The following is a 23,902-nucleotide window of genomic DNA, read 5'->3' as shown; positions in this document are numbered from 1 at the left end:
GGTGGTAAGACCCCATCCATGTCTGCCACGCGCCGTCCTGCGCTCGCTGCGCGCTGCCGTCATGGCGGCTGAACCGCAGCACCCCCTTCGCCGTGCCATCGTTCGCAATGTGCGGGCCGTGTTCAACGACAGCGCCTCGGGCGAGCAGCCGGTCGCGCCGTCCGACCATGCGCTGTTCGCGCCGGATACGCCGATCCGGATCGTCCATGCGGATGTCACCGCGATGATGGTCGGCGGCATATCGGCCCTGCTGCTGCAGATGCTCCACCCGCATGCGCTGCGCGGCGTGCTGGACCATTCGACCTTCCGCAGCGATCTGCATGGCCGGCTGCGCCGCACCGCGCGTTTCATCGCGGTCACGACCTATGGCCACCGGGACGAGGCGGAGAAGGCGATCGCAAAGGTCAATGCGATCCACCGCAGGGTTCAGGGCACGTTACCCGGCGGAGCCCCCTATTCCGCAACCGATCCCTCGGTGCTGGCCTGGGTCCACCTGGCCGAGGCGACGAGCTTTCTCGACGCGCATGTGCGCTATGTGCGCCCGGCCATGCCGCGCCGCGACCGCGACCTATATTTCGAGCAATTCGCCGAGGTCGCGCGCCGCCTTCACGCCGATCCCGTTCCCACCAGCGAGGCCGAGGCGCGCGCGATGATGCGCGACATGCGCGGCCAGCTGGACGGCAGCCCCGATGCACGCGCCGTTGCCGCCGAGATCCTGTCGCCGCGCGGCCGCGGCGGAACGGCAATGGCAGTCCAGCCCTTGCTGGGCGGAGCGGCGGTCGACCTGCTGCCCCCCTTTGCAGTAAAGATGCTGGGCCTGCGCAGGCGCACCTTGTCCGCACTGCCGGTTCGGGCCGGCACCTTCGCGATGGGCAAGACCCTGCGCTGGGCATTCGGCAGCCAGCGCAGGGACTAGCGGGTCCCAAAATCCCCCGGGCATCCCCTGCGCATCCCCCGGGTATTCCCGCAAGCGGGAACCGATGCCGCGCCCGGCTGTTCATTCGCCGGGACTCGTTAAGGCCGATCCTGCCTTTTTTTCAGCGCAGTTTTCGAAAGCCGGGCGAGCATATCGCCGACCGCCAGCGGAGCACGATCTATGAGCGAACAGCCGAGCAACCTCGACCGGGTAAGCCGTCGGGGGTTGATGAAGGGCAGCGCGGCAGGCGCGGCGGTCTTGCCGCTGGCCGCGCGCGGTCAGGAAATCCGCCCCGCCGCGATGGAGCGGCAGGACGTGCCGGTGCAGCGCATTCCCGTGACGCTCAACATCAACGGCCAGGCGCGCGAGCTGGTCATCGACAGCCGCTCGACGCTGCTCGACGTGCTGCGGCACGATCTGGAACTCACCGGCTCGAAGAAGGGCTGCGACCACGGCCAGTGCGGCGCCTGCACCGTCCATGTCGACGGCGACCGCGTGCTGTCCTGCCTGACCCTTGCCGCGCAGGTGCAAGGCCGCGCCATCACCACGATCGAGGGGCTTGCCGGCGAAGGGCTGGGCGGCGAGGGCAATCTGCACCCGATGCAGCAGGCCTTCATCGACAATGACGCGTTCCAGTGCGGCTATTGCACGCCGGGACAGATCATGTCGGGCGTCGCCTGCATTACCGAGGGGCATGCCGGCAGCGAGGCTGAGATCCGCGAATACATGTCGGGCAATCTGTGCCGCTGCGCCGCCTATCCGAATATCGTCGCCGCCGTGAAGCAGGCCCGCGCCGAGATGGAGGGCTGAAGCGATGCGCCCCTTCCAATACAATCGCCCCGACAGCGCCGTGCGCGCGGTCGCCGCCGCCGATGCCGGCACGCAGTACCTGGGCGGCGGCACCACGCTGACCGACCTGATGAAACTGGACGTGATGCGGCCAACGCAGGTCGTGGACATCACCGGCATGGACGGCCAGCGCCATGATTTCATCGCGTGGGACGGCAAGGCCCTGCGTATCGGCGCGTTGACCACGATGGCGGCGCTAGCCGATGACAATGACGTGCGCCGCCGCGTGCCGATGCTGTCCGATGCGCTGTGGCTGGCCGCCAGTCCGCAGATCCGCAACATGGCGCGGCTGGGCGGCAATGTGCTGCAAAGGACGCGCTGCCCCTATTACCGCGACACCAGCTATGACCAGTGCAACAAGCGCGTGCCCGGATCGGGCTGCGCGGCGCTGGAAGGCGGCGTGACCCGCAGCCTGGCGGTGCTGGGGACTTCGCCTTCGTGCATCGCGACCTATCCGGGCGATTTCGCGCAGGCGCTGATTGCACTGGATGCCATCGTCGAGATCCTGGGCAAGGGCGGGCCGCGCTCGCTGCGCTTTGCCGATCTTCACCGGCTGCCGCAATCGCGCCCCGATATCGAAACGACGCTGCAGCAGGGCGACCTGATCACCGCCTTTTCGATCCCCGACGCCGATTTTCCGCGGTCGCGCTATCTGAAGGTGCGCGATCGCGAATCCTATGCCTATGCGCTGGCATCGACCGCGGGGGCGCTGCGGATGGAGGGCGATACCATCGCCGATATCCGCATCGGGCTGGGCGGTGTCGCCACCGTGCCCTGGCGCGCGCGAGAGGCGGAAGCCGCCTTGCGCGGAGGGCCGCTGAACGAGGCGCGGCTGAACCGCGCGGCCGAGATCGCCTTTGCCGGCGCGTCTGCTACCGAGCACAACAAGTTCAAGATCGACCTGGGCAAGCGGACGATGGTCCGCGCCTTCACCGAAATCGCCGGAATGGAGGGCTGATCACATGGCTCAGGATTATAACCCCGTACCCCGGCCCAAGGCCAACATGGGCCAGCCCATCGCCCGCTATGAAGCGCTGGGCAAGGTCACGGGCGCCAAGATCTATGCCGACGACCTGCCGGTTCCGGGCAAGCCCGCATATGGCTGGATGGTTACCAGCAGCATCGCCAAGGGCCGCATCACCGGCATCGACGAGACCGCGGCCAAGGCGGTGGCGGGCGTGCAGGCGATCCTGACCTATCGCAATCGCCCTGCGCTTGGGGACAGCAAGACCTTTGCGGGCGGCGGGCTTGCCATCACCGACCGCTCTCCGCTGGCGGGGCCCGAGATCGAGCATGACGGCCAGCCGATCGCGCTGATCGTGGCCGACAGCTTCGAAGCCGCGCGCGAGGCATCGTTCCGCCTGAAATTCACCTATGAGGAAAGTGACCCGGCCCCGACCTTTGGCAGCGAAGGCGTTGTCGAGCGCCCGCTGGGAGAGGTCAATCCGGGCTACGAGCCGATCCGCTTCAAGGATGCCGATGCCGCGCTGGCCGGCTCGGCCCATGTGATCGACGCCGAATATGCGACCCCGACGCAGCATCACAACCCGATCGAGCTGTTCTCGACCACTGCGTACTGGGACGGCCCGCGGCTGGTGCTGCACGAACCGAGCCAGTATGTCTGGGGCCTGAAATACACGATTGCCGAGCAGTTGCAGATCGATCCCGACAATGTGCATGTCGTGTCGCCCTTCGTGGGCGGGGCGTTCGGGTCGAAGGGCGCGGTGACGCATCGCACGGCGATGGCCGCGCTGGCCGCGAAGCAGATCGGGCGCCCGGTCAAGGTCGTCGCCATGCGCGACCAGGGCTTCACCCATAACGGCCACCGCCAGGAAACCCGCCACCACGTGCGGCTGGGATGCGATGCCGGCGGGCGGCTGACCGGCTATGACCACCGGCAGAGCGAGTTCACCTCGCGCGTGTCGCCCTATTCCAACGGCGGGCTGGAAAAGACCGCGGCGATGTATGCGTTCCAGGCGGTGAAGACCGACAGTTACATCGTGCAGGGCGACCGCAACGTGCCGACATTCATGCGCTCTCCGGCGGAAGTGCCGACGGTCTATGCGCTGGAAGCGGCCATGAACGAGCTGGCCGCAGCGGCTGGGATCGACCCGGTCGAGTTCCGCAAGATGAACGACACGCGCGTCAATCCGGTCAATGGCGCGCCCTATACCAGCCGCTCGCTGAACGAATGCCTCGATGCCGCCGCCGAGAGTTTCGGCTGGAGCCGCCGCAATCCCGCACCGCGTTCGATGCGCGATGGCGACTGGCTGGTCGGCTGGGGCTGCTCTATGGCGATGTATCCCACGCTGATGTCTCCCTCGACCGCGCGGGTGACGCTGCGCCGCAACGGCAGCGCGCTGATCGAGGTTGCAGCGCATGACGTGGGGACCGGCTGCTATACCATCGCCGCGCAGGCCGCGGGCGAGCGGCTGGGCATCGATCCCGGCCGGATCGAGGTGCGGATGGGCGACAGCCGCTATCCGCCGGGGCCGATCTCGGGCGGATCGATCTCTACCGCCAGCGTGACCAGCGCGGTGGCCGATGCGTGCGACAAGCTCGCCGCACAGCTCGGCGTGCCCGAGGGAGCCGGCATCGACGCGCGCCGCGCCGCCGTCGCGGCCATGACGGACCCCGAACTGGAAGTGCTGGGCCGCTGGATTCCGCCCAGCCTCGACGAAAAGGCGCTGGAGGCGATGTATGACGGCGGCGTGCGCATCACCGGCGGCAATCTTGAGGAGCGCACCATGTTCGCATTCGGCGCGGAAATGGTCGAGGTGCGCGTCAACGAGCGTACGCGCGAGATTCGCGTGCCGCGCATCACCGGCGCTTTCGCGGGCGGGCGCATCATGAACCCGCGCACCGCGCATAGCCAGTACCTGGGCGGGCTGATCTGGGGCATATCCTCGGCCCTGCACGAAAAGACCGAGATCGACATGCGCCGCGGCCGCTATGTGAACGACAATATCGCCGAATATCTGATCCCGGTGAATGCCGACATACAGCAGGTCGACATCATCATGGTCCCCGAGGTCGACAACGAGATCAACGTGCTGGGCGTGAAGGGCATCGGCGAACTGGCCAATGTCGGCACCGCGGCGGCGATCACCGATGCGGTCTGGCATGCGACCGGCAAGCGGATACGCGAACTGCCGGTGCGGATCGAGGATCTGCTTTAGGCCGCAATCGATTGCGGCTGGCGATAGCGCCGGGCGATAGCGCCGGGCGATAGCGCCGGGCGATAGTGCCGGGCGGGGCCACGCGGCCAATCTGGACACGGGCGATGCTTGCGGGTAGGGATTGATAATAATTCTCAATCACACCCGTAAGCACCGCCCATGACCCAGAGAGCCGTTCGCGCCTGGTACTTCATTCATAAATGGTCGAGCCTGGTCTGCACCGTGTTCCTGCTGATGCTGTGCGTCACCGGGCTGCCGCTGATCTTCCATGACGAGATCGACCGCCTGACCGGCGGCGAGCCTGATGTCGGCCGCCCCGGCGTCGCATCGTCGGGCAATGCGCCGGGCCTGCTGCCGCTGGACCGCATGCTGGATGCCGCGCTGGCGGAGCGAGCCGGCGAGGTGCCGGTGTTCATGGCATTCGACAACACCCAGCCGCTGATGACCGTGACCACAGCGCCGAGCCCCGATTCGCCGGTGGGCGACATGTCGTTGATGATCCTCGACCGTTCGACCGGCGCGCTGGTCTCGCTGGAGGAGGACAGCGGGGTGATGCATTTCCTGCTGCAGTTGCATACCGACATGTTCCTGGGCCTGCCGGGCATGCTGTTCCTGGGGCTGATGGGCGTGCTGTTCCTGGTCGCGGTGGTGTCGGGCGTGGTGCTCTATGCGCCGTTCATGCGGCGGCTGGGCTTCGGATCGCTGCGCTCGTCGCGCAGCACGCGGGTCAAGTGGCTCGACTATCACAATCTGCTGGGGGTGGTGACGCTGGCCTGGGTCGCGGTCGTGGGGCTGACCGGCGTGATCAACACGCTGGCCACGCCGATCAACGAAGCGTGGCAGGCGAACGAGCTTGCCGAGATGACGCGGGCCTATGCACAGGCGCAGCCGCTGCCGCCCGCGCGCTATGGCTCGCTCGACATCGCCATGGCCGCCGCGCGGGAAGCCGTGCCCGGCGCCAATCCGCAGTTCATCGGCTTTCCGGGCGGCGATTACAGCTCGAACCATCATTACGCGATCTTCTTCCAGGGCGACACGCCGCTGACCGAGGGGCTGCTGACCTCGGTCCTGATCGATGCCGAAACCGGGGTGCTGACCGATGCGAGGCCGATGCCGTGGTACGGCAAGGCGCTGGCGCTGTCGCAGCCGCTGCATTTCGGGGATTACGGCGGGCTGCCGCTCAAGATCCTGTGGGCGATGATGACGCTGGTGACGATCGTGGTGCTCGGCAGCGGGCTGTACCTCTGGCAGGGCAAGCGCCGCGTGTCGGCACGGGCGCATGTGCGCGAGGTGACCAGCGGCGGCGTGCTGGAGCCCGCGGAATGAGGCGCGCCCGGCAATCGCTGCGGCAGATCTTCGCGGTACCCGTGCTGCTGGCGGTGCTGACCGCGATCGGCCTGCTGAGCGCACTCACCGGCGACGGATGGCGCGATGCGCTGTCGTGGCTGACGCTGGCCGCGCCGCTGCTGGCGGTGATCTGGGCGATGGGATTCCGGCAGGGCTGACGAGCGGCTGGGGAGGGGCTCAGGCGGTCCTATCGATTGGCTATTGCAACTGCTTCTCATAAACGGCAAGTGGCGCGCATGAAAAACGCCAATCAGGGTTCAAGGGGTCTCATGCGTTCCAAACCGATCACGCGCGCCGGGCTGTGCGCCGCGCTGCTTTCCTCCGCCGTCTTCGCCATGCCCGCGCAGGCGCAGACCGGCGATGCCGCATCCACGTCCGCGCTGGACGACGCGGCCGGCGACATCCTCGTCTCCGCCCAGCAGGCGAATCGTACGGTGGTCGAGCAGGGCGGCCAGGTCGGTGTGCTGGGCGACCAGCCGGGCGAGAACGTGCCCTTCAGCGTGCGCTCCTATACCGAGGCGCTGATCCTGAACCAGCAGCCCGACACTTTGGGCGAGGTGCTCGAGAACGATCCGACCATCCGCACCACGATGGGCTTCGGCATCGCGGGCGAGGTGTTCGTGATCCGCGGCTTCCCGCTGTTCTCCGACGATGTCGGCTTCGACGGCCTCTACGGCATTGCGCCGCGCCAACTGGTCGCGCCCGAACTGCTGTCTTCGGTCCAGGTGATCAACGGCGCCAGCGCGTTCCTGAACGGCGCGGCGCCGGGCGGCAGCGGCATCGGCGGCAGCGTCAACATCCTGCCCAAGATGGCCGATCGCGACCTGACCCGCGTCACCGCGGGCTATGTGTCGGACGCCCACTTCTCGGGCGCGGCGGACGTGGCGCGGCGCTTCGGGGCGAACGACGAATGGGGCGTGCGGATCAACGGATCGGCCCGCCGAGGCGACATCGCCATCAATGACGAGTTCCATTCAAGCTATGTGCTGGGCGCGGGTATCGACCATGACAGCGGCCCGCTGCGCGCCTCGCTCAGCCTGAACTGGCAGCGCCTGCGCCAGTCGCACTGGCGTCCGCTGGTGACGATCAGCACCGCGATCCCCGACGCCCCCGATGCCGACACCAATTTCGGCCAGCCCTGGGCCGAGATCGAGACCGAGGATTTCTTCGGCACCGCCAGCATCGAATATGACGTCGCCGACAATGCGACCTTCTATGCCCGCGTCGGCGCGCGCGACGGGCGCGAGGACCAGTACACCAGCTCGTTCACCCTGCTGGACGCGGCGACCGGCGCGGGCAGCGCGGGCGGATCCTATGTCCCGCGCGAGGATAATAACGAGGCTGCGACCGCGGGCATGCGCGTCAGCCTGGCCGCGGGCGGGATCAGCCACCAGCTGAATGTCGGCGCGTCGGCCAGCTGGCAGGAAATCCGCACCGCCTATGATTTCTATGCGGGCGGCTTCGCGACCAATCTCTACGATCCGGTCGATATCGCCCGCCCGCCCAGTGCGTTCGCGGGCGGCAACCTCGACGATCCGTTCCCGATCACGCGCACCCGCGTGTCCAGCGTCTTCGCGTCGGACACGCTGGGCTTGTGGAACGACCGGATCCTGCTGACCGGCGGGCTGCGGCTGCAGGAGATCCGCGCGCGCTCCTATGCCTATTTCGGCGGCGAGCTTGCCAGCGACTACCGCGAGAATGCGGTCACCCCGGTCGCCGGACTGGTGGTGAAGCCCGCCAATGGCATCTCGCTCTATGCCAACCGGATCGAGGGGCTGGTGCGCGGCGATGTCGCGCCAAACGGCGTTACCGATCCCGCTACGGGCGGCAATCTGGTGGTCAGCAACGCGGGCGAGGTGCTGGCGCCCTATCGCTCGGTCCAGTACGAATTCGGCGGCAAGGCCAATTTCGGTCTGTTCAACGCCTCGCTGGCGTTCTTCCAGATCGATCGCCCCAATTCGGCCTATCGCGCCGATACCGACAATGCCGGCCAGGTGGTCTTCGGCCCGTTCGGAGAGCAGCGCAATCGCGGCATCGAATTTACCCTGGATGCCGAGCCGGTGCGCGGGCTGCGCCTGATCGGCGGCGTCGCGGTCAACGATCCCGAACTGCGCCGCACGCCGGGCGGGCTCTACCAAGGCAACGATCCGGCGGGCATCCCGGAATGGATGGGCAACGCCAATGTGGAATGGGACCTGCCGTTCATGCCCGCGCTGACGCTGACCGGGCGCGCGGTCCATACCGGCAAGCAGGCCGCGGATCCGGCCAACACGCTGCAGCTGGACGACTGGGCGCGCTTCGACCTGGGCGTGCGCTATGTCGCGCTGGTCAAGGACACTCCCCTGACGCTGCGCTTCGGCGTCGATAACGTCAGCGACGAGGATTACTGGGCATCGGCGTTCAGCACGTTCGGAACGCAATTGCTGCTGGGCGGCCCGCGCACCTTCAAGGCATCGGCTTCGGTCGAGTTCTGAAGCCGGCATGACGGCAAGGGGCCGGATTTCGCCGCCCACGCGGCGAGCCGGCCCCCGACCGCTCTACATTCCCTGTCTGCCGCTGGCGGCGGCGAAGCGATCGTCCAGCCCGTCGACCGCGCTCTGGATCAGCGCGCCGCCGGGACTGTCGGTCGATCCGATCCGCGCAGAGGCGATGCCGTGTCAGATCGGCCGGTCGCTTTCGGCTTCGAACATGTCTAGCGCCACCGACCCCTACGGTGACGTTGCGCACGTCGACGGTTTCGTCCGTTCGCCGCCCCGGCTTCGGATTTTGGGGAAGCGGGGCCGCTTGCCCATCGGGAACGCACGCTAGTTTTGCGGGGCACGGCCCCCATGCTGTGCGATCCCCTGTCCGGCGACTTGCAGTTTCCGCATGCGCCGATCGATCAAAACGCACATGGCACCCACTGGTGCAGGCGTGATGCCCGCCTATATTGCAGCGCAGCATGACCCAGCCATCGACCAGATCCGCCAGCCCTGCGTGGGTGCTGTTCGCCCTCGCCATGGGGGCCTTTGCCATTGGCACCACCGAATTCGCGGCGATGAGCCTAGTGCCCTTCTTCGCCGCCGACCTCGGCATTACCGAGGTGGAGGCGGGCCATGCGATCAGCGCCTATGCACTGGGCGTGGTGGTCGGCGCGCCGCTGATCGCCATTTTCGGCGCGCGCATCAGGCGGCGGTCGCTGCTGATGGGCCTGATGGGCCTGTTCGCGATTGCCAACGCGCTCAGCGCGCTGGCGCCGGACTACCGATCGCTGCTGGTGTTCCGCTTCCTGTCCGGCCTGCCGCACGGCGCCTATTTCGGCGTGGCGGCGCTGGTCGCGGCCTCGCTGGTGCCCGTCAATCGCCGCGCCAAGGCGGTCGCGCTGGTGATGTCGGGGCTGACGGTGGCAACGGTGATCGGCGTGCCGGTGGCGAACTGGCTGGGCCAGCTGTTCGGCTGGCAGAGCGGCTTCCTGGTCGTCGCGCTGCTGGCGCTGCTGACGGTCACGCTGGTTGCGCTGCTGGCACCGAACGAACCCGCCGATACCGGGGCCAGCCCTTTGCGCGAACTGGGTGCGCTCCGCCGACCGCAGGTGCTGCTGACGCTGGCGTCGGGCGCGATCGGATTTGGCGGGATGTTCGCGGTCTATACCTATGTCGCATCGACCATGATCGAGGTCACGGGCCTGTCGGAGCGGTCGGTCCCGCTGGTACTGGGGATATTCGGCGTTGGCATGACGCTGGGCAATCTCGGCGGCGCGCATCTGGCCGACAAGGCCCGCGACCGGACCGCGATGGGCATGCTGCTGTGGAGCGCGGTGATGCTGGCGATCTATCCCTTCGTCGCGGCGAATCCGGTGGGGCTTGGCATCATCGTCTTCCTGATCGGCATGGGCGGCGGCGTCGGCAGCGTGATGCAGGTGCGGCTGATGGACGTGGCGGGCGATGCGCAGACGCTGGCCGCCGCCGCGCATCACAGCGCGTTCAACACCGCCAATGCGCTGGGGCCGTGGCTGGCGGGCATGGCCATCGCGGCGGGTTACGGGCTGACCTCGGCGGGGTTCATCGGATCTGCGCTCGCGCTGGGCGGGCTGGCGATCTATGTGGTCGCCGTCCTGCTGGAGCGCAGCGAAAAGGCGCGGCTGGCGGCCACCATCTGCTGATGTCGGCGGGGCCGGGCACCGCGCCCGCCCCGCGCGATCATCCTCAGGCGGTCAGCTCGCCGATCACCTCTATCAGCGCATCCTTGCGCCAGCCCTGCGCGGGATCCAGATTGGCCGAGGCGAGCGGCGCCGCCGCGCTCTTCACCGCGGCCTTGCTGCCCGACCCGGCCTTCATCGCTTCCAGCGAGGCGGCCAGCGGATCGATCAGCGCCGCATCGACGCCGGCGCGGCGCAGCTGGTCGATATAGGCCAGCGCCACCACCGGATCGGCGGGCCATTGCACGGGGAACTGCTGCTGCGGGTTGAACGTGTCGTTCACTTCCTGCGCCAGCGCGGCGGCGTCGATCTCGTTCTGGGTCAGATGATCGCTCGGCTCCAGCGTCAGCACGTCGATGCCGCGCACGATCTCGGTCCCATAGACATGGCCCTTGTAGAAATAGGTGGACCAGTATCCGCCCAGGATCTGATGCTCGTCCGACACCGGGCCGCGGTCGAAATGCGCGATCTCGACCGGATTGGCGCTGTCGGTGAAATCCATGATCGACAGCCCGCCCTGGTACCATGCCTGCGCAAAGATATCGCGGCCCGGCACCGGCACGATGGAGCCGTTGTGCGCGACGCAGTTCTCCTTCTCGCCCTGCGCGGCGGGAAGCTTGTAATGGCTGCGATAGGCAAGCTTTCCGTCCTTGATATCATAGACCGCGTCGGCGCCCCAGTCGCCGGGGTCGAACACGCGGCAGCGCGGGCGCATGCCGCCGCCCCATTCGTCGGTGAAGACCACCTTGTCGCCGCGATTGTTGAAGGTGGCCGAATGCCAATAGGCGAAGCCCTTGTCGGTCACCGCGTCGATCCGCCTGGGCTTCAGCGGGTCCGAGATGTCGAGGATGATGCCATTGCCCGAACAGGCCCCCGCCGCCAGGTTGAGCGAGGGGAAGACGGTGATATCGTGGCACTGGTCGGTGGTCCGCGTCTCCTGCGTGCCGTCGCCGTGATCGCCGCCGCGCCACAGGCCCGCGATCTCGCCCGAGGCGGTGTCCGCGAACACGCGCGGGCTGTCGACGATGCGCGCCCGTGACGGATCGGCGACGGGAATCTCGACCACGTCGATGCTGAACAGCGCGCTGTTCTCGTCCCCCGGAAGCCCGGCGACGCAGCCGGCCAGTTCCTCCTCGTCGCGCACGCCCCCGGTGCCCGAGACATAGACGATGATCTTGTCGTCGCTGCCCCCTTGTCCGGGTCCGCTCACGACCGAATGGGTGTGCGATCCGCGGCAGTTCTGCACTACGGCGGTCTGCCGCGGCAGCGCGGGGTTCGAGATGTCGAAGATCCGCAGGCCCAGCATGCGGTCCTTGCTGACGTCCTCGTCGATGCCCTGCAGCCCGCAGTCGACGCGCGCGCTGCGCTGTTCGACCGACATGATCAGCATGTCGCCCACGATCGACACGTCGCCCTGCCCGCCCGGACACACGACCGAACTGACCAGCGCAGGCATGCCATCACTGCCAAGGCGATAGATGTTGAACCCGTGGTAATTGCCCGCGACCATCAGATCGCCGCGAAACGCCATGTCGGTATTCGCGAAGCTGAGATGCGATCCCCGCTTGCCATAGCTCGGGTCCTCGCTCTCGGTCTCGGCGGGGATGGCGGGGGGCAGGTTCGACGGATTGGCCGGATCGTAGAAGCCCGCCGGTTTGCGCAGTTCCCCGACCAGGGCCATGTTCCGTGCTGACTTGCCCGCGTCGGCATAGCCTGCCGACAGGCCGGTGCGCGGATCGTCGGTCAGCTTCGCCAGCACGCCGACCATCCCGTCGATCTCGGCCTGCTGCTCGGTGGTGACGTCGGTGGTGAAGTTGAACAGGACCGGGTCATAGGCGCTGCCCGACTGATCCAGCAGATGGTCCACCATCTCGATCGCGCCATTGTGATGCGCGATCATCAGCGTCAGGAACTGGCGGTCGAACTCGGTGCCCTTCGCGGCCGCAAGAGCGGCCATCTGTTCGGGCGTCGCCATGCCCGACATCGCCTTGCGCCGATCCGACATCGCGTGGCCGTGGCCCATCCCGGCATGCGTGGCGGGATCGGGCGCCGTCTCGCCGCGCTCGGTCAGCCAGCCCTGCATGAACGCGATCTCGTCGTCCTGGCTCGCCTCTATGCGCGAAGCGAGGCTGAGCAGATCCTCGTCATTGGTGCGTCCGCGCACCAGTTCCACCATCTCGATCGCCTGGTAATGATGATGGATCATGTCCTGCATGAAGCGGACGTCGGCAGGCGAATAGCCGGCCTGCGCGACCGCGATCGCCTGTTCGGGCGACAGCGCGGTCGATGCCTGACCCGGCGCGCCGGGGCGCACCAGCGGCGCGTCCTGCGCGCATGCCAGCCCCGGGGCCAGCGCGAGAGCGCCCGAAAGCGCAAGCAGGGAGACCCGGACGGACCGGCGATAGGATGTGGTCATGGACGCTCCGACAGTCAGCATGGGGGGGGAATGATTACATGCGATACTTGTTGGACAGACTGCCGAATTGGCCGCAGCCGTCAAGCCCCGCCGAGCGAAGCTTGCGGCGGGCGGAGTGGCGAGCGGCGGGGGCCATGCCTTTGGCAACTGTGCCATTGGGAACTGTTCAAGGGCGAAGAATTCTGCTCAACACCGCTGCCATGAACCGCACTGCCTCGTCGCGTCCGACCAAGCCGGCCGAATGAACAGCACCGCCGTATCCGGATCTTCCTCTGCCCCGCGCCGCGGCGGGGGGCCGCTGCGCTGGCTGTCCACGCAGCCGCGCTGGCTGCTGGTTCTGGTCGCGGCGCTGCTGCTGCTGGTCGGCTGGCAGGCCTGGATGGCGCCGCCGTGGCGCGTGGGTGCCCCGCCCGGGCCCGCGGGTGTCGATTATCTGGCGGCGGATGGCACCTTGCTGGCGCATCGCGGCGAAAGACCGGTGGCAAAAATCGATGCGGCGGCACTGCCCGATCATGTGCGGCAGGCGTTCCTGGCGATCGAGGATCGGCGTTTCTACGATCACGGCGGTGTCGATTTCCGCGGGCTGGCGCGCGCGACCTTCGACAATCTGCAGGCGGGCGGCGTGGTGGCGGGCGGATCGACCATCACCCAGCAATATGTGAAGAACGCCTTCTTCACGCAGGACCGCACCCTGACCCGCAAGGTGCAGGAAATGCTGCTGGCCGACTGGGTCGAGAGCTGGGCCAGCAAGGACACGATCCTCTCGCGCTATCTGGAAAACTGCTATTTCGGCGAGGGACAGACCGGGCTGACCGCTGCCGCGCATCATTATTTCAGCAAGACCCCGCAGGAACTCTCGCTGGGCGAGGCAGCGATGCTGGCAGGCATGGTCAAGGCCCCGTCGCGGCTGGCACCGACGGTGGATTACGAAGCGTCGGCCGAACGCATGCAGGTGGTGCTGGACGCCATGGCCGAAGCTGGCTTCATCACTGGGCAGCAGGCGCAGGACGTGCCCGATCCGGAACTCGACATCGGCGCGGAGGAAGAACCGTCGGGTCAGGCAGGCTGGTTCATCGACTGGCTGGCCGCCGACCTGCCCGAGGATTTCGAGGGCGAGGTACAGACGACGCTGGTCCCCGATATACAGTCGGCGGCGGAGCGGGCCGTGCGCCGCGCGCGGCTGGGCGGGTCGCAGGTGGCGCTGCTGGCGATCCGGCCCGACGGGCGCGTGGTCGCCATGGTGGGCGGCAAGGAATGGACGCCCGAGGGGTTCAACCGCGCCACTCTGGCCGAACGGCAGCCGGGATCGACCTTCAAGCTGTTCGATTATTTCGCCGCCATCCGCGAGGGGATGGAGCCCGGCGACATGGTCACCGACGCGCCGGTCCGCATCGGCAGCTGGCAGCCGCGCAACGGCTATCGCGGCTATCGCGGCGAAATGAGCCTGCGCGAGGCTTTCGCCATATCCAGCAATACCGCGGCTGTCCGCGTCGCCGACCGCGCGGGATTGGCCAATGTGCGCGAAGCCGCGCGCGACCTTGGCGTGACCGCCGAACTGCCCGACGATGCAAGCCTTGCGCTCGGTTCGGGGTCGGTGACGCTCAAGGAGATGGTCGCCGCCTATGCCGCCTTTGCTGGCGGACGCTATCCGGTGGAGGTCCACGGGATCGAGGGGCAGGGCGCGCAGCCGGGCCGCGCGCTCGATCCTGAGAGCGAGTGGGCGCCGATGCTCGACCTGCTGTGGCATGCGGCGAACAATGGAACGGGCCGCGCGGCTGCGCTGGGTACGCCGACCTTCGGCAAGACCGGCACTTCGCAGGAAGGGCGCGACGCGCTGTTCATCGGTTTCGCGGGCGATCTGGTCACCGCGGTCTGGGTCGGGCGCGACGACAATGCCCCCGTTCCGGGCAATAGCGGCGGCGGGACACCCGCGCAGATCTGGCGCAATTTCATGCGCAATGTCGATCTGGGAGAGGTCGAGCTTCCGATCGATCCCGCTCGCCTGCGCCGCGCGCCGCCACCCGCCGCCTCGATCGCGCCCGAAGAAGAGGATGTGCCGCTGGTGGAGGGCATCGAGGGCGAAGGCATGCTGATCGACCCGGCGATGGAAGGGCTGGTCCCGCTGGAATTAGACCTGCCGCCCCCGCCCGGCGGTTTCATCACCGGTCCGCCCCCTCCCGGCGCAGACGAAGGCGGCGACGACGAACCGCCATTCGGCCCGCAAGCGGCGGGCGAGCCAGCCGAACCCGAGGGCGCCAATCCGTGACCGCGGGCGCCCCCATACTGGGCGCGATCGTCGCGGGCGGGCAGGCGCGCCGGTTCGGCAGCGACAAGGCGCTGGCGCTCTATCAGGGCAAGCCGCTGATCGGGCACGCGATCGACACGCTGCGCCCGCAGGTCGCCGCTCTGGTGCTGTGCGGGCGCGGCCATGCCGGGATCGAGCGGATCGAGGACCGGCCCGAACCGGGTCTGGGCCCAATGGGCGGGATCAATGCGGCGCTGCACCGGGCGGCGGCGTCGGGCCTGCGCGGCGTGCTGAGCGTGCCGGTCGACGTGCTGCCTCTGCCCGGCGATCTGGTGCAGCGGCTGGGCACCGATGCGCTGGCCTGTTTCGACCAGCAGTTCCTGGTCGCCTTCTGGCCAGTCGAACTGGCTGCCGAGATCGACGATTACGTGACGCGGGGCGGGCGCAAGCCTGCCGAATTGCTGGACCGGTTGGGTGCGCGCCGCGTGGCCGATCCGCCGGGCATCGCCAATGTGAACCGGCCCCGCGATCTTGCCCGGCTCGGCCGTGATATTTTCTAGCCCTTCCGGCTGAGCTTCGCGGTTCCGGGCTTGCGATATGGCGCCATCCCGCGCAAGATAGCGCAAGGCGGGCAATCGCCTGCCGGCACTCGCCGCAGGACGCGCCTTTGGGCGCCTAGCTGAAAAGAACGATAAAGCCCCACTGCCAACGGCCTGCCCCATGCAGGGTCCGGGCCGGACAGGATGGGGCCGAACAATGGAGACGGGCATTTCGCGCCATGAAGAAACTCTATCCTGACGCTGCTGCCGCCCTTGATGGATTGCTGCAAGACGGGCTGCTGATCGCCAGCGGCGGTTTCGGCCTGTGCGGCATTCCCGAAAGGCTGCTCGACGCGGTGCGCGACAGCGGGGTCAGGAACCTGACTTTCGCGTCCAACAACGCGGGTATCGACAACGAAGGCATCGGCAAGCTGCTGCGCACCAAGCAGGTGAGCAAGATGATCTCGTCCTATGTGGGCGAGAACAAGGAATTCGAACGCCAGTTTCTGGCAGGAGAGCTTGAGGTCGAGTTCTGCCCGCAGGGCACGCTGGCCGAACGCATGCGCGCCGGCGGGGCGGGCATTCCCGGCTTCTACACGAAGACCGGCTTCGGCACCCAGGTCGCCGAGGGCAAGGAGGTGAAGAGTTTCGCCAACATCGATGGCCAGATGGAGGATTACATCCTTGAACGCGGGATCTTCGCCGACCTGTCGCTGGTCAAGGCGTGGAAGGCGGACGAAAGCGGCAATGTCGTGTTCCGCAAGACCGCGCGCAACTTCAACGTGCCTGCCGCCACCTGCGGCAAGGTGTGCGTGGTGGAGGTCGAGGAAGTGGTGCCGAACGGCAGCCTCGACCCCGACTGCATCCATCTGCCCGGGGTCTATGTCCAGCGCATGATCGTGGGCGCGCCCTATGACAAGAAGATCGAATTCGTGACGACTCGCAAGAGGGAGGCCGCGTAAATGGCCCAGGAAGCAAAAGGGTGGACGAGAGACCAGATGGCCGCGCGCGCGGCGCAGGAACTGGAAGACGGTTTCTATGTGAACCTTGGCATCGGCATCCCGACTCTGGTCGCCAATCACATTCCCGACGGCGTCGAAGTGACGCTGCAATCGGAAAACGGCATGCTGGGCATCGGCCCCTTTCCCTATGAGGGCGAGGAGGATGCCGACCTGATCAATGCCGGCAAGCAGACGATCAGCGAACTGGACCGCAGCGCCTATTTCGACAGCGCCACCAGCTTCGGCATGATCCGCGGCGGGCATATCGACCTGACCGTGCTGGGCGCGATGGAAGTGGCCCAGAACGGCGACATCGCCAACTGGATGATCCCCGGCAAGATGATCAAGGGCATGGGCGGCGCGATGGATCTTGTCGCGGGCGTCAAGAAGATCATCGTGGTGATGGAGCATACCAGCAAGAACGGATCGCCCAAGTTCATCCCGGAATGCACGCTGCCGCTGACGGGGACGAACGTGGTCGACATGATCATCACCGACCTCGCCGTGTTCCAGCGGCCTGATCACGACAGCCCGTTCCGGCTGATCCAGCTGGCTGACGGCGTCACCGCGGACGAGGTGAAGGACAAGACGACTGCGCATTATGTGACCTGATCTAAATGGGGGGTGGCCAGCGGGCCGTCCCCCGGGCATCCATGGCGGCAAGTCAAGGCCAGGGGCCCGAACTGACGGAGGGGGATGGAAGGCATGGACAATGCTGGACCCGTCATCGCCGCGCTGAAAGAGCGTGCCGAGGGCGAGAGCCGCGTGGCGATGAGCCCGGAGACCGCGAAGAAGCTGATCGGGCTTGGCGCGACCGTGCGGGTGGAAAGCGGCGCTGGTATTGCCGCCGCAATCACCGACGAGGCCTATCGCGAGGCCGGGGCCGAAGTCGGCGACCTGACTGCCACAATTGCGAACGCCGACTGGGTTTTCGGCGTGCAGGCGCCCGACGTGGCCTTGCTTTCGGGCGCAAAGCCGGGCGCCAAGGTCGCTGCCGTATTCGACCCGTTCCGCGACCGCACGCGCACCGACGCCTATGCCGCGGCGGGCTATGAAGCGCTGGCGATGGAACTGATGCCGCGCATCACCCGCGCGCAGTCGATGGATGTGCTGTCCAGCCAGTCTAACCTGTCCGGTTACAAGGCAGTGATCGCCAGTGCCAATATCTATGGCCGGGCCTTCCCGATGATGATGACCGCGGCCGGCACGGTGCAAGCCGCGCGCGTCTTCGTGATGGGCGTGGGCGTCGCGGGGCTTCAGGCCATCGCCACCGCCAAGCGGCTGGGCGCGCAGGTATCCGCCACCGACGTGCGCAGCGCCACGAAAGAGCAGATCAAGTCGCTGGGCGCCAAGCCGATCTTCGTCGAAAAGGTCGAGGGGATCGAGGGCGAAGGCAGCGGCGGCTATGCCACCGAGATGAGCGACGAATACAAGGCCGCGCAGGCGGAACTGGTGTCGAGCCATATCGCCAAGCAGGACATCGTGATCACCACCGCGCTGATCCCGGGCCGCGCGGCGCCGCGGCTGGTCACCGACACGCAGATCGCGACGATGAAGCCGGGCAGCGTGGTCTTCGACCTGGCGGTGGCCCAGGGCGGCAACGTCGAGGGATCGATCCCCGACCAGACGGTCGAGAAGCACGGCGTGAAGATCGTCGGCTTTTCCAACACGCCCGCGCATCTGGCGGCCGACGCTTCGGCGTTGTTCGCGCGCAACCTGTTCAATTTCGTATCCGCCTTCTGGGACAAGGATGCGGGCGGGCCGGTGCTGGACGAAGAGATCGGCACCGCGATCCGCCTGACGCAAGGCGGGAAGATCGTGCACGAAAGGCTTTCGGGCTAAGGGGAGAGCGGACGTGGGGATTTTGAATGCGACAACCGCTTCGGCGAACGAATTTGCAGAAAAGCATGGTCATGCCCTCGTAGAAGGCGAGCAAGTGCTGGTGGTCTTTAAGACCATACGCGATTGGATCGCGTTTACCGATTGGCGCGTCATTTACGTGGACGTCCAAGGGCTGACCGGAAGCAAGAAGCAGTATCTGACGGTGCCCTATCGAGCGATCAATGCCTATGCGATTGAAAGTGCGGGTACTTTCGATCTCGACGCCGAGATAAAGATCTTTCTCTCTGGCCATAACCCGATTCAATTCAAAATCGGACGCGATAGTGATGTCGGCGGATTGCAGCGACTGTTTGCTGACAAGCTGAACCGCTGAAGGAGACAACGGACATGGACTTTATCGCGATCCTGTCGATCTTCGTGCTGGCGTGCTTCGTCGGCTATTACGTGGTGTGGTCGGTGACGCCCGCGCTGCACACGCCGCTGATGGCGGTGACGAATGCGATCTCGTCGGTCATCATCGTCGGCGCGCTGATCGCCGCCGCCGAAGCGGGCAGCGAAACGGCCAAGTGGCTGGGGCTGCTGGGCGTCGTGCTGGCCAGCGTCAACATCTTCGGCGGCTTCGCGGTCACCGAACGCATGCTGGCGATGTACAAGAAGAAAGAACCCGCCAAGAAACAATTGGGCGCGCCTAGGAAGGCCGAAGGGGGTGAGGCATGAGCATGCTGAACCTTCTGGCCGTCGGTGCGAGTGATACCGGTGTGAATCCGTGGGTCGCGCTGGCCTATCTGGTCGCTGGCGTGTGCTTCATCCTGGCACTGCGCGGACTGTCGAGCCCCGCCACCAGCCGGGCGGGCAACCGCTATGGCATGATCGGCATGACCATCGCGGTGGTGACGACGCTGATCACCCACGACATCGCCAGCCTGCCCGAAATCGGCATCGCCATCGCCATCGGCGGTACGATCGGCTTCGTGATCGCGCGCAAGATCGCGATGACCGCGATGCCGCAGCTGGTCGCCGCATTCCACTCGCTAGTCGGGCTTGCCGCCGTGCTGGTCGCGGGCGCGGCCTATGCCAATCCGGGCGCGTTCGGCATCCTGGTCTCGCATATCGACCCGACCGGCCTGGAAACCCTGGTCATCAGCCCGGTCAGCCGGATCGAGATGGCGCTGGGCGCGGCGATCGGCGCGATCACCTTTTCGGGTTCGGTCATCGCCTTCCTGAAGCTGAACGGGAACATGAGCGGAGCGCCGATCATGCTGCCGATGCGGCATGTCATCAACTTGGGCACGCTGGTCGCGATCATCGTGCTGACCGCGCTGTTCGCGATGACCGACCCGGCGCCCGAATGGATGTTCGGGACCATCTTGGTGCTGGCCTTCGTCATCGGTTTCCTGCTGATCATCCCGATCGGCGGGGCGGACATGCCGGTGGTCGTCTCGATGCTCAACAGCTATTCGGGCTGGGCCGCGGCGGCCATGGGTTTCACCCTGCACAACACCGCGATGATCATCACCGGCGCGCTGGTCGGCGCATCGGGCGCGATCCTGTCCTACATCATGTGCCGGGCGATGAACCGCAGCTTCATCAGCGTGATCGCGGGCGGCTTTGGCGCCGAGGACACCGGCGGCGGCGACGGCGCGGTCAAGATCGACCGTCCGTGGAAGCGCGGCAGCGCCGAGGACGCGGCCTTCATGATGAGCCAGGCCGAACAGGTCATCATCATTCCCGGCTACGGCATGGCGGTCGCACAGGCGCAGCACGTTCTGCGCGAGATGGGCGATCTGCTGAAGGAGAAGGGCGTCACGGTCAAATACGCCATTCACCCGGTCGCGGGCCGCATGCCCGGCCACATGAACGTCCTGCTGGCCGAAGCCAACGTGCCCTATGACGAGGTGTTCGAGCTGGAGGACATCAACGGCGAGTTCGCGCAGACCGACGTCGCCTTCGTCATCGGCGCGAACGACGTGGTCAATCCGGCGGCCAAGACCGACAAGTCCAGCCCCATCTTCGGCATGCCCGTGTTCGACGTGGGCAAGGCAAAGCAGGTGTTCTTCATCAAGCGTTCGATGGGGGGCGTCGGCTATGCCGGTGTCGACAATGACGTGTTCTACATGGACCAGACGATGATGCTGCTGTCCGACGCCAAGAAGATGGTCGAGGAAATCAACAAGTCGCTGGTCGATTGATGCGGCGCGCACCGGCGGCGGGATAAAATATCCGCCGCCGGTGGCCCTTGCCGGCCAAGCTTGGTAGGCCGTAATCGTTACGAAGCGACGGAGCAGACGGCATCGCGGGACAAGCGGCAACCAGAACGGCAAGCGCCGCCCGCCCAGGGTTGGTGCCGCTCGCCGCTTCCCTGCTTGCTTTTTCCCTGCCCGCCTCGGCCCAGCCGGCTTTCAGCGACGATGTCCCGCTGACCAGCGATACCGGACAGGTCCCGCGGACCAGCGATACCGGACAGGTCCCGCTGGCATGGCAGGCGGACGGTCCGGTGCATATATCCATGGCCAGAGAGGGCGGGCCCTGGCGCGCGGTGTTCGAAGGCAGCGGCGAACAGCTGTTCCTCTCGGGCCTTTCCGATGGCCATTACACGCTGACCATCGGGCCGGAAGGCGGCGCGGTCACCGACAGCATCCAGCTGGAGGTGCGGCACCAGTCGCTGACGCGCGCCCTGCTGCTCACCCTGCTGGGCGGGGTCGTGTTCCTGATGGTGCTGGGGATCATCCTGCGCGGTGCGCGCCATGACTGAGCGCACGATCTTCCTCGACCCAACTTTGGGCTGGATCCTTTTGGCCGCGTTCAGCGTGCTGTGGGTCGGGCTTGGCATCTATTGGGGCCGCCGCAACAAGAGCTTCGAGGATCACGCGCTGGCGGGCCGCAATGTCGGGCTGGCGCTGGGTTCGGCGACGGCGGCGGCAACGTGGATCACGTCGAACACCACCATGCTCGCCCCGCAATTCGCGCTGGAGCTTGGGGTGTGGGGCATGATCGCCTATTCCACCGCCTCGCTGGGGCTGATGCTGTTCGCGCCGCTGGCGGTGCGGATCCGCGCCCTGATGCCGCATGGCTATACCAGCGGCGATTTCTTCCGCCTGCGATACGGGCGCGCGACCTGGGCGGTGTTCCTGGTCTTCACCCTGTTCTATTCGCTGACATGGCTGGTCAGCATGGCAATGGCGGGCGGCATATTGCTGGAGGCGCTGGCGGGCATCGATTACGTCTGGGGGATGACGGTCATCCTCGGCGTCTGCGTGCTCTATACGATGCGCGGCGGGCTGGGGGCGGTGATCGGCACCGATTTCATCCAGACGCTGATCATCCTCATCGGCATCGTCATCACCGGATTCGCGGTGCTCGGCCAGGTGTCGGTGGGCGAAATCCACGCCGAACTGTCCGCGAACAAGCCCGCGCTGCTCGACGTATTGTTCCCCGCCGCGATCATGGCGATCTTCAACAACCTGCTGTTCGGCCTGGGCGAGGTGTTTCACAACAATGTCTGGTGGAGCCGCGCCTTTGCGTTCCGCGAAGGCCTGGGCGGCAAGGCGTTCTTCATCGGCGGGCTGGTGTGGCTGCCGATCCCCGTGGCGGCGGGCTTCATCGCGCTGGCGTCGGGCGCGCTGGGCGTCGCGGTGCCCAGCGCGGACATGGTCGGACCGCTGGTGATCGCGCAGGTGCTGGGCACGGCGGGGGCCATCGGCATCTTCATCATCGTGTTCTGCTCGCTCGCCTCCAGCATCGACAGCCTGCTCGCCGCGACCAGCGATCTTGTGACCGAGGATATCTGGCGCCGCCTGCTGCGCCCAAATGCATCGCCCGCGGCCCTGAAATCGGCGGCGCAGTGGATCACACTGGCGCTGGGCGTCCTGACATGGGCGCTATGCGCGCCGCGCATCGGGACGCTCGCCAGCGTGCTGTTCTTCGCCGGACCGCTGGTTGGGGCGATGATCTTCCCGATCATCACCGGCCTATACTGGCGCAGCGCCAATACGGCGGGCGCGCTGGGCGCGATGCTGCTGGGCGCGGGCGCGGGGCTGGTCTGCTATTTCACCATCGGCTGGTTCGTCGCCACCACCATCGCGACCGCGGTGTCCATGGCCTGGATGCTGGCGGCGTGCATGCTGAACAGGAACCGGTTCGACTGGGCGCGGTTGAAGGAGGACTCATGAGCTTTTCTGCAGGATTCCTCGAACTCGCGGTCTGGACCGCGCTGATCTGGTGCGCGGTTTCGGCGCTTGCGCTGGCGGCGATGCTTCTGCGCGACGCCAAGGCGAGGTCGATCTGGTGAACGACATCCAATCCGCCAGCCAGCTCGACCACCGCGCCGACCCACAGCGCAAAGCCGGGGTGCTGGGCAATTGCCCCGACCCGCGCGATCTGCTCGCAATGTCGCCAAAGCTCGATCTCGACGTGCTCGACCGGCTGCATAATTGCTCGATCCTGTCGGCGGCGCAGTTCGACCTGCCGCTGATGCAGGAATTGTCGAAGCTGGCCGCCTGTCTACAGCTGCGCAAATTTCCCGCCGGCCATGCGCTGGACGACAAGATCATGGCCGCCGCCTTCTTCGAACCGTCCACCCGAACGCGCCTGTCGTTCGAAAGCGCGATGCTCCACGTCGGCGGCAAGACGATGAGCGTGGCCGACGCCAAGACCACCGGCGTCGCCAAGGGCGAATCGATGCGCGACATCGGGCAGATGTTCAACAGCTACGCCGACATCGTCGTGGTCCGGCACACGCAGCAGCAGGCGCTGCAGCAGCTGACAGAATATATGCGTGTTCCGCTGATCAATGGCGGCAACGGGTCGGACGAACATCCGACGCAGGCGCTGGCCGACTGGTACGCGCTGATGAAATGGCGGCCTGAGCTGGCGTTCGGCACCTTGCCCGAACAGTTCCGCCTGACCATCGGCATCATCGGCACGCCGGGCAATATGCGCACGGTGAAGAGCTTCCTCACGCTGGCGCTGCTGTTCCACAGGAACATCAATCATATCACCATCTTCTCGGAAATGGCGGACCCGCTGGGCACGGAGTTGCGCGCGCTGACCAATGCCAGCCCGATCACCATCGATTTCAGCCGGAACCTGAAGCAGAGCCTCGAATATCTCGACGTCATCTACATGAACGCCATTGCATTCCTGGGCGATGGATATCGCTTCTTCGGCGACGAGTTCTCGCTGTCGTCGCAAAGCCAGCTGAAGACCGACACGGTCATCCTGCATCCGCTGGCGCGCGGGGACGAGCTTGGCACCTGCCTCGATGACACCGACCACAATCTCTATTTCAACCAGGCGGATGGCGCGGTCTGGCTGCGCCAGGCGCTGCTGCTCGCCATTTTCGGGCGGGTGCGCAACATCGTGCCCCGCGAACTCATCAAGTAACGCGAACTC

Annotated in this window: 21 protein-coding genes; 20 read left to right on the top strand and 1 reads right to left on the bottom strand. The window is 66.6% G+C overall.

What is annotated here, in order from left to right; translation table 11 throughout:
• The first annotated feature begins 61 nt into the window (after positions 1–61).
• From A9D14_RS12990 to A9D14_RS12955, 8 genes are all read left to right on the top strand, one after another.
• Entirely contained in the window at positions 62–916 is an 855-nt protein-coding gene (locus A9D14_RS12990) for an oxygenase MpaB family protein (protein ID WP_066847187.1), read from the top strand.
• A 180-nt stretch (positions 917–1,096) separates the two neighbouring features.
• Positions 1,097–1,726 carry a (2Fe-2S)-binding protein gene (locus A9D14_RS12985; RefSeq protein ID WP_066847184.1) on the top strand — a complete coding sequence of 210 codons (630 nt, stop codon included), beginning with the start codon at positions 1,097–1,099 and terminating at the stop codon, positions 1,724–1,726.
• 4 nt (positions 1,727–1,730) lie between these two features.
• Positions 1,731–2,723, top strand: a complete 993-nt coding sequence (locus A9D14_RS12980) for an FAD binding domain-containing protein (RefSeq protein ID WP_066847181.1) — start codon at positions 1,731–1,733, stop codon at positions 2,721–2,723.
• A 4-nt stretch (positions 2,724–2,727) separates the two neighbouring features.
• The gene (locus A9D14_RS12975) at positions 2,728–4,944 is read left to right on the top strand and encodes a xanthine dehydrogenase family protein molybdopterin-binding subunit (RefSeq protein ID WP_066847178.1); all 2,217 of its coding nucleotides are present in this window, start codon (positions 2,728–2,730) and stop codon (positions 4,942–4,944) included.
• Positions 4,945–5,103: 159 nt separating this feature from the next.
• Positions 5,104–6,270: a PepSY-associated TM helix domain-containing protein gene (locus A9D14_RS12970; RefSeq protein WP_066847176.1), complete on the top strand. Its 1,167-nt coding sequence runs from the start codon at positions 5,104–5,106 to the stop codon at positions 6,268–6,270.
• Positions 6,267–6,449 (top strand): hypothetical protein, encoded by a 183-nt coding sequence (locus A9D14_RS12965; protein ID WP_066847173.1) that lies wholly within the window; start codon positions 6,267–6,269, stop codon positions 6,447–6,449. Before A9D14_RS12970 ends, A9D14_RS12965 begins: the two co-directional genes overlap by 4 nt.
• A gap of 111 nt (positions 6,450–6,560) precedes the next feature.
• Entirely contained in the window at positions 6,561–8,765 is a 2,205-nt protein-coding gene (locus tag A9D14_RS12960) for a TonB-dependent receptor (RefSeq protein ID WP_232468592.1), read from the top strand.
• Positions 8,766–9,232: 467 nt separating this feature from the next.
• Entirely contained in the window at positions 9,233–10,432 is a 1,200-nt protein-coding gene (locus tag A9D14_RS12955; RefSeq protein WP_066847170.1) for an MFS transporter, read from the top strand.
• Positions 10,433–10,475: 43 nt separating this feature from the next.
• Here the strand turns inward: A9D14_RS12955 and A9D14_RS12950 are convergent, their stop codons facing one another.
• Positions 10,476–12,884 (bottom strand): DUF305 domain-containing protein, encoded by a 2,409-nt coding sequence (locus A9D14_RS12950; protein ID WP_066847168.1) that lies wholly within the window; start codon positions 12,882–12,884, stop codon positions 10,476–10,478.
• A gap of 241 nt (positions 12,885–13,125) precedes the next feature.
• Here A9D14_RS12950 and A9D14_RS12945 point away from each other — a divergent pair, with 241 nt between their 5' ends.
• From A9D14_RS12945 to A9D14_RS12895, 12 genes are all read left to right on the top strand, one after another.
• The gene (locus tag A9D14_RS12945) at positions 13,126–15,150 is read left to right on the top strand and encodes a transglycosylase domain-containing protein (protein WP_066847166.1); all 2,025 of its coding nucleotides are present in this window, start codon (positions 13,126–13,128) and stop codon (positions 15,148–15,150) included.
• Positions 15,147–15,689: a molybdenum cofactor guanylyltransferase gene (gene mobA, locus A9D14_RS12940; RefSeq protein WP_066847164.1), complete on the top strand. Its 543-nt coding sequence runs from the start codon at positions 15,147–15,149 to the stop codon at positions 15,687–15,689. Before A9D14_RS12945 ends, mobA begins: the two co-directional genes overlap by 4 nt.
• A gap of 218 nt (positions 15,690–15,907) precedes the next feature.
• A complete protein-coding gene (locus A9D14_RS12935) occupies positions 15,908–16,630 on the top strand; it encodes a CoA transferase subunit A (RefSeq protein ID WP_066847161.1) in 723 nt (240 codons plus the stop codon).
• A complete protein-coding gene (locus A9D14_RS12930) occupies positions 16,631–17,281 on the top strand; it encodes a CoA transferase subunit B (RefSeq protein WP_083987920.1) in 651 nt (216 codons plus the stop codon).
• A 93-nt stretch (positions 17,282–17,374) separates the two neighbouring features.
• A complete protein-coding gene (locus A9D14_RS12925) occupies positions 17,375–18,511 on the top strand; it encodes an NAD(P) transhydrogenase subunit alpha (RefSeq protein WP_066847157.1) in 1,137 nt (378 codons plus the stop codon).
• A gap of 13 nt (positions 18,512–18,524) precedes the next feature.
• Positions 18,525–18,884: a PH domain-containing protein gene (locus A9D14_RS12920; RefSeq protein WP_066847155.1), complete on the top strand. Its 360-nt coding sequence runs from the start codon at positions 18,525–18,527 to the stop codon at positions 18,882–18,884.
• Between the two features lie 14 nt (positions 18,885–18,898).
• Entirely contained in the window at positions 18,899–19,228 is a 330-nt protein-coding gene (locus A9D14_RS12915; protein ID WP_066847153.1) for an NAD(P) transhydrogenase subunit alpha part 2, read from the top strand.
• On the top strand, positions 19,225–20,700 hold the full coding sequence (locus A9D14_RS12910) for an NAD(P)(+) transhydrogenase (Re/Si-specific) subunit beta (protein WP_087910517.1): 1,476 nt from the start codon (positions 19,225–19,227) through the stop codon (positions 20,698–20,700). Before A9D14_RS12915 ends, A9D14_RS12910 begins: the two co-directional genes overlap by 4 nt.
• A gap of 152 nt (positions 20,701–20,852) precedes the next feature.
• On the top strand, positions 20,853–21,263 hold the full coding sequence (locus A9D14_RS12905) for a hypothetical protein (protein WP_157668233.1): 411 nt from the start codon (positions 20,853–20,855) through the stop codon (positions 21,261–21,263).
• Entirely contained in the window at positions 21,256–22,680 is a 1,425-nt protein-coding gene (locus A9D14_RS12900; protein ID WP_066849173.1) for a sodium:solute symporter family protein, read from the top strand. Before A9D14_RS12905 ends, A9D14_RS12900 begins: the two co-directional genes overlap by 8 nt.
• Positions 22,677–22,799 (top strand): hypothetical protein, encoded by a 123-nt coding sequence (locus tag A9D14_RS20315; protein ID WP_269769211.1) that lies wholly within the window; start codon positions 22,677–22,679, stop codon positions 22,797–22,799. The genes A9D14_RS12900 and A9D14_RS20315 overlap by 4 nt, the downstream gene beginning before the upstream one ends.
• Positions 22,796–23,893, top strand: a complete 1,098-nt coding sequence (locus tag A9D14_RS12895; RefSeq protein WP_232468590.1) for an aspartate/ornithine carbamoyltransferase family protein — start codon at positions 22,796–22,798, stop codon at positions 23,891–23,893. Before A9D14_RS20315 ends, A9D14_RS12895 begins: the two co-directional genes overlap by 4 nt.
• The last annotated feature ends 9 nt before the right edge of the window (positions 23,894–23,902 follow it).

It is taken from the genome of Croceicoccus marinus, assembly GCF_001661675.2.
In the GTDB taxonomy this organism is placed as follows: Bacteria; Pseudomonadota; Alphaproteobacteria; order Sphingomonadales; family Sphingomonadaceae; genus Croceicoccus; species Croceicoccus marinus.
This window is presented reverse-complemented; position numbering and strand designations above follow the sequence as displayed.

What these genes read in the sequence shown, in the direction of transcription:
- A9D14_RS12925 (WP_066847157.1), top strand. Translation starts at nt 17,375, where the DNA reads ATGGACAATGCTGGACCCGTCATCGCCGCGCTGAAAGAGCGTGCCGAG.
- A9D14_RS12900 (WP_066849173.1), top strand. Translation starts at nt 21,256, where the DNA reads ATGACTGAGCGCACGATCTTCCTCGACCCAACTTTGGGCTGGATCCTT.
- A9D14_RS12975 (WP_066847178.1), top strand. Translation starts at nt 2,728, where the DNA reads ATGGCTCAGGATTATAACCCCGTACCCCGGCCCAAGGCCAACATGGGC.
- A9D14_RS12990 (WP_066847187.1), top strand. Translation starts at nt 62, where the DNA reads ATGGCGGCTGAACCGCAGCACCCCCTTCGCCGTGCCATCGTTCGCAAT.
- A9D14_RS12935 (WP_066847161.1), top strand. Translation starts at nt 15,908, where the DNA reads ATGAAGAAACTCTATCCTGACGCTGCTGCCGCCCTTGATGGATTGCTG.
- A9D14_RS12955 (WP_066847170.1), top strand. Translation starts at nt 9,233, where the DNA reads ATGACCCAGCCATCGACCAGATCCGCCAGCCCTGCGTGGGTGCTGTTC.
- A9D14_RS12930 (WP_083987920.1), top strand. Translation starts at nt 16,631, where the DNA reads ATGGCCCAGGAAGCAAAAGGGTGGACGAGAGACCAGATGGCCGCGCGC.
- A9D14_RS12915 (WP_066847153.1), top strand. Translation starts at nt 18,899, where the DNA reads ATGGACTTTATCGCGATCCTGTCGATCTTCGTGCTGGCGTGCTTCGTC.
- A9D14_RS12945 (WP_066847166.1), top strand. Translation starts at nt 13,126, where the DNA reads ATGAACAGCACCGCCGTATCCGGATCTTCCTCTGCCCCGCGCCGCGGC.
- A9D14_RS12980 (WP_066847181.1), top strand. Translation starts at nt 1,731, where the DNA reads ATGCGCCCCTTCCAATACAATCGCCCCGACAGCGCCGTGCGCGCGGTC.
- A9D14_RS20315 (WP_269769211.1), top strand. Translation starts at nt 22,677, where the DNA reads ATGAGCTTTTCTGCAGGATTCCTCGAACTCGCGGTCTGGACCGCGCTG.
- A9D14_RS12965 (WP_066847173.1), top strand. Translation starts at nt 6,267, where the DNA reads ATGAGGCGCGCCCGGCAATCGCTGCGGCAGATCTTCGCGGTACCCGTG.
- A9D14_RS12950 (WP_066847168.1), bottom strand. Translation starts at nt 12,884, where the DNA reads ATGACCACATCCTATCGCCGGTCCGTCCGGGTCTCCCTGCTTGCGCTT.
- A9D14_RS12985 (WP_066847184.1), top strand. Translation starts at nt 1,097, where the DNA reads ATGAGCGAACAGCCGAGCAACCTCGACCGGGTAAGCCGTCGGGGGTTG.
- A9D14_RS12970 (WP_066847176.1), top strand. Translation starts at nt 5,104, where the DNA reads ATGACCCAGAGAGCCGTTCGCGCCTGGTACTTCATTCATAAATGGTCG.
- A9D14_RS12960 (WP_232468592.1), top strand. Translation starts at nt 6,561, where the DNA reads ATGCGTTCCAAACCGATCACGCGCGCCGGGCTGTGCGCCGCGCTGCTT.
- A9D14_RS12910 (WP_087910517.1), top strand. Translation starts at nt 19,225, where the DNA reads ATGAGCATGCTGAACCTTCTGGCCGTCGGTGCGAGTGATACCGGTGTG.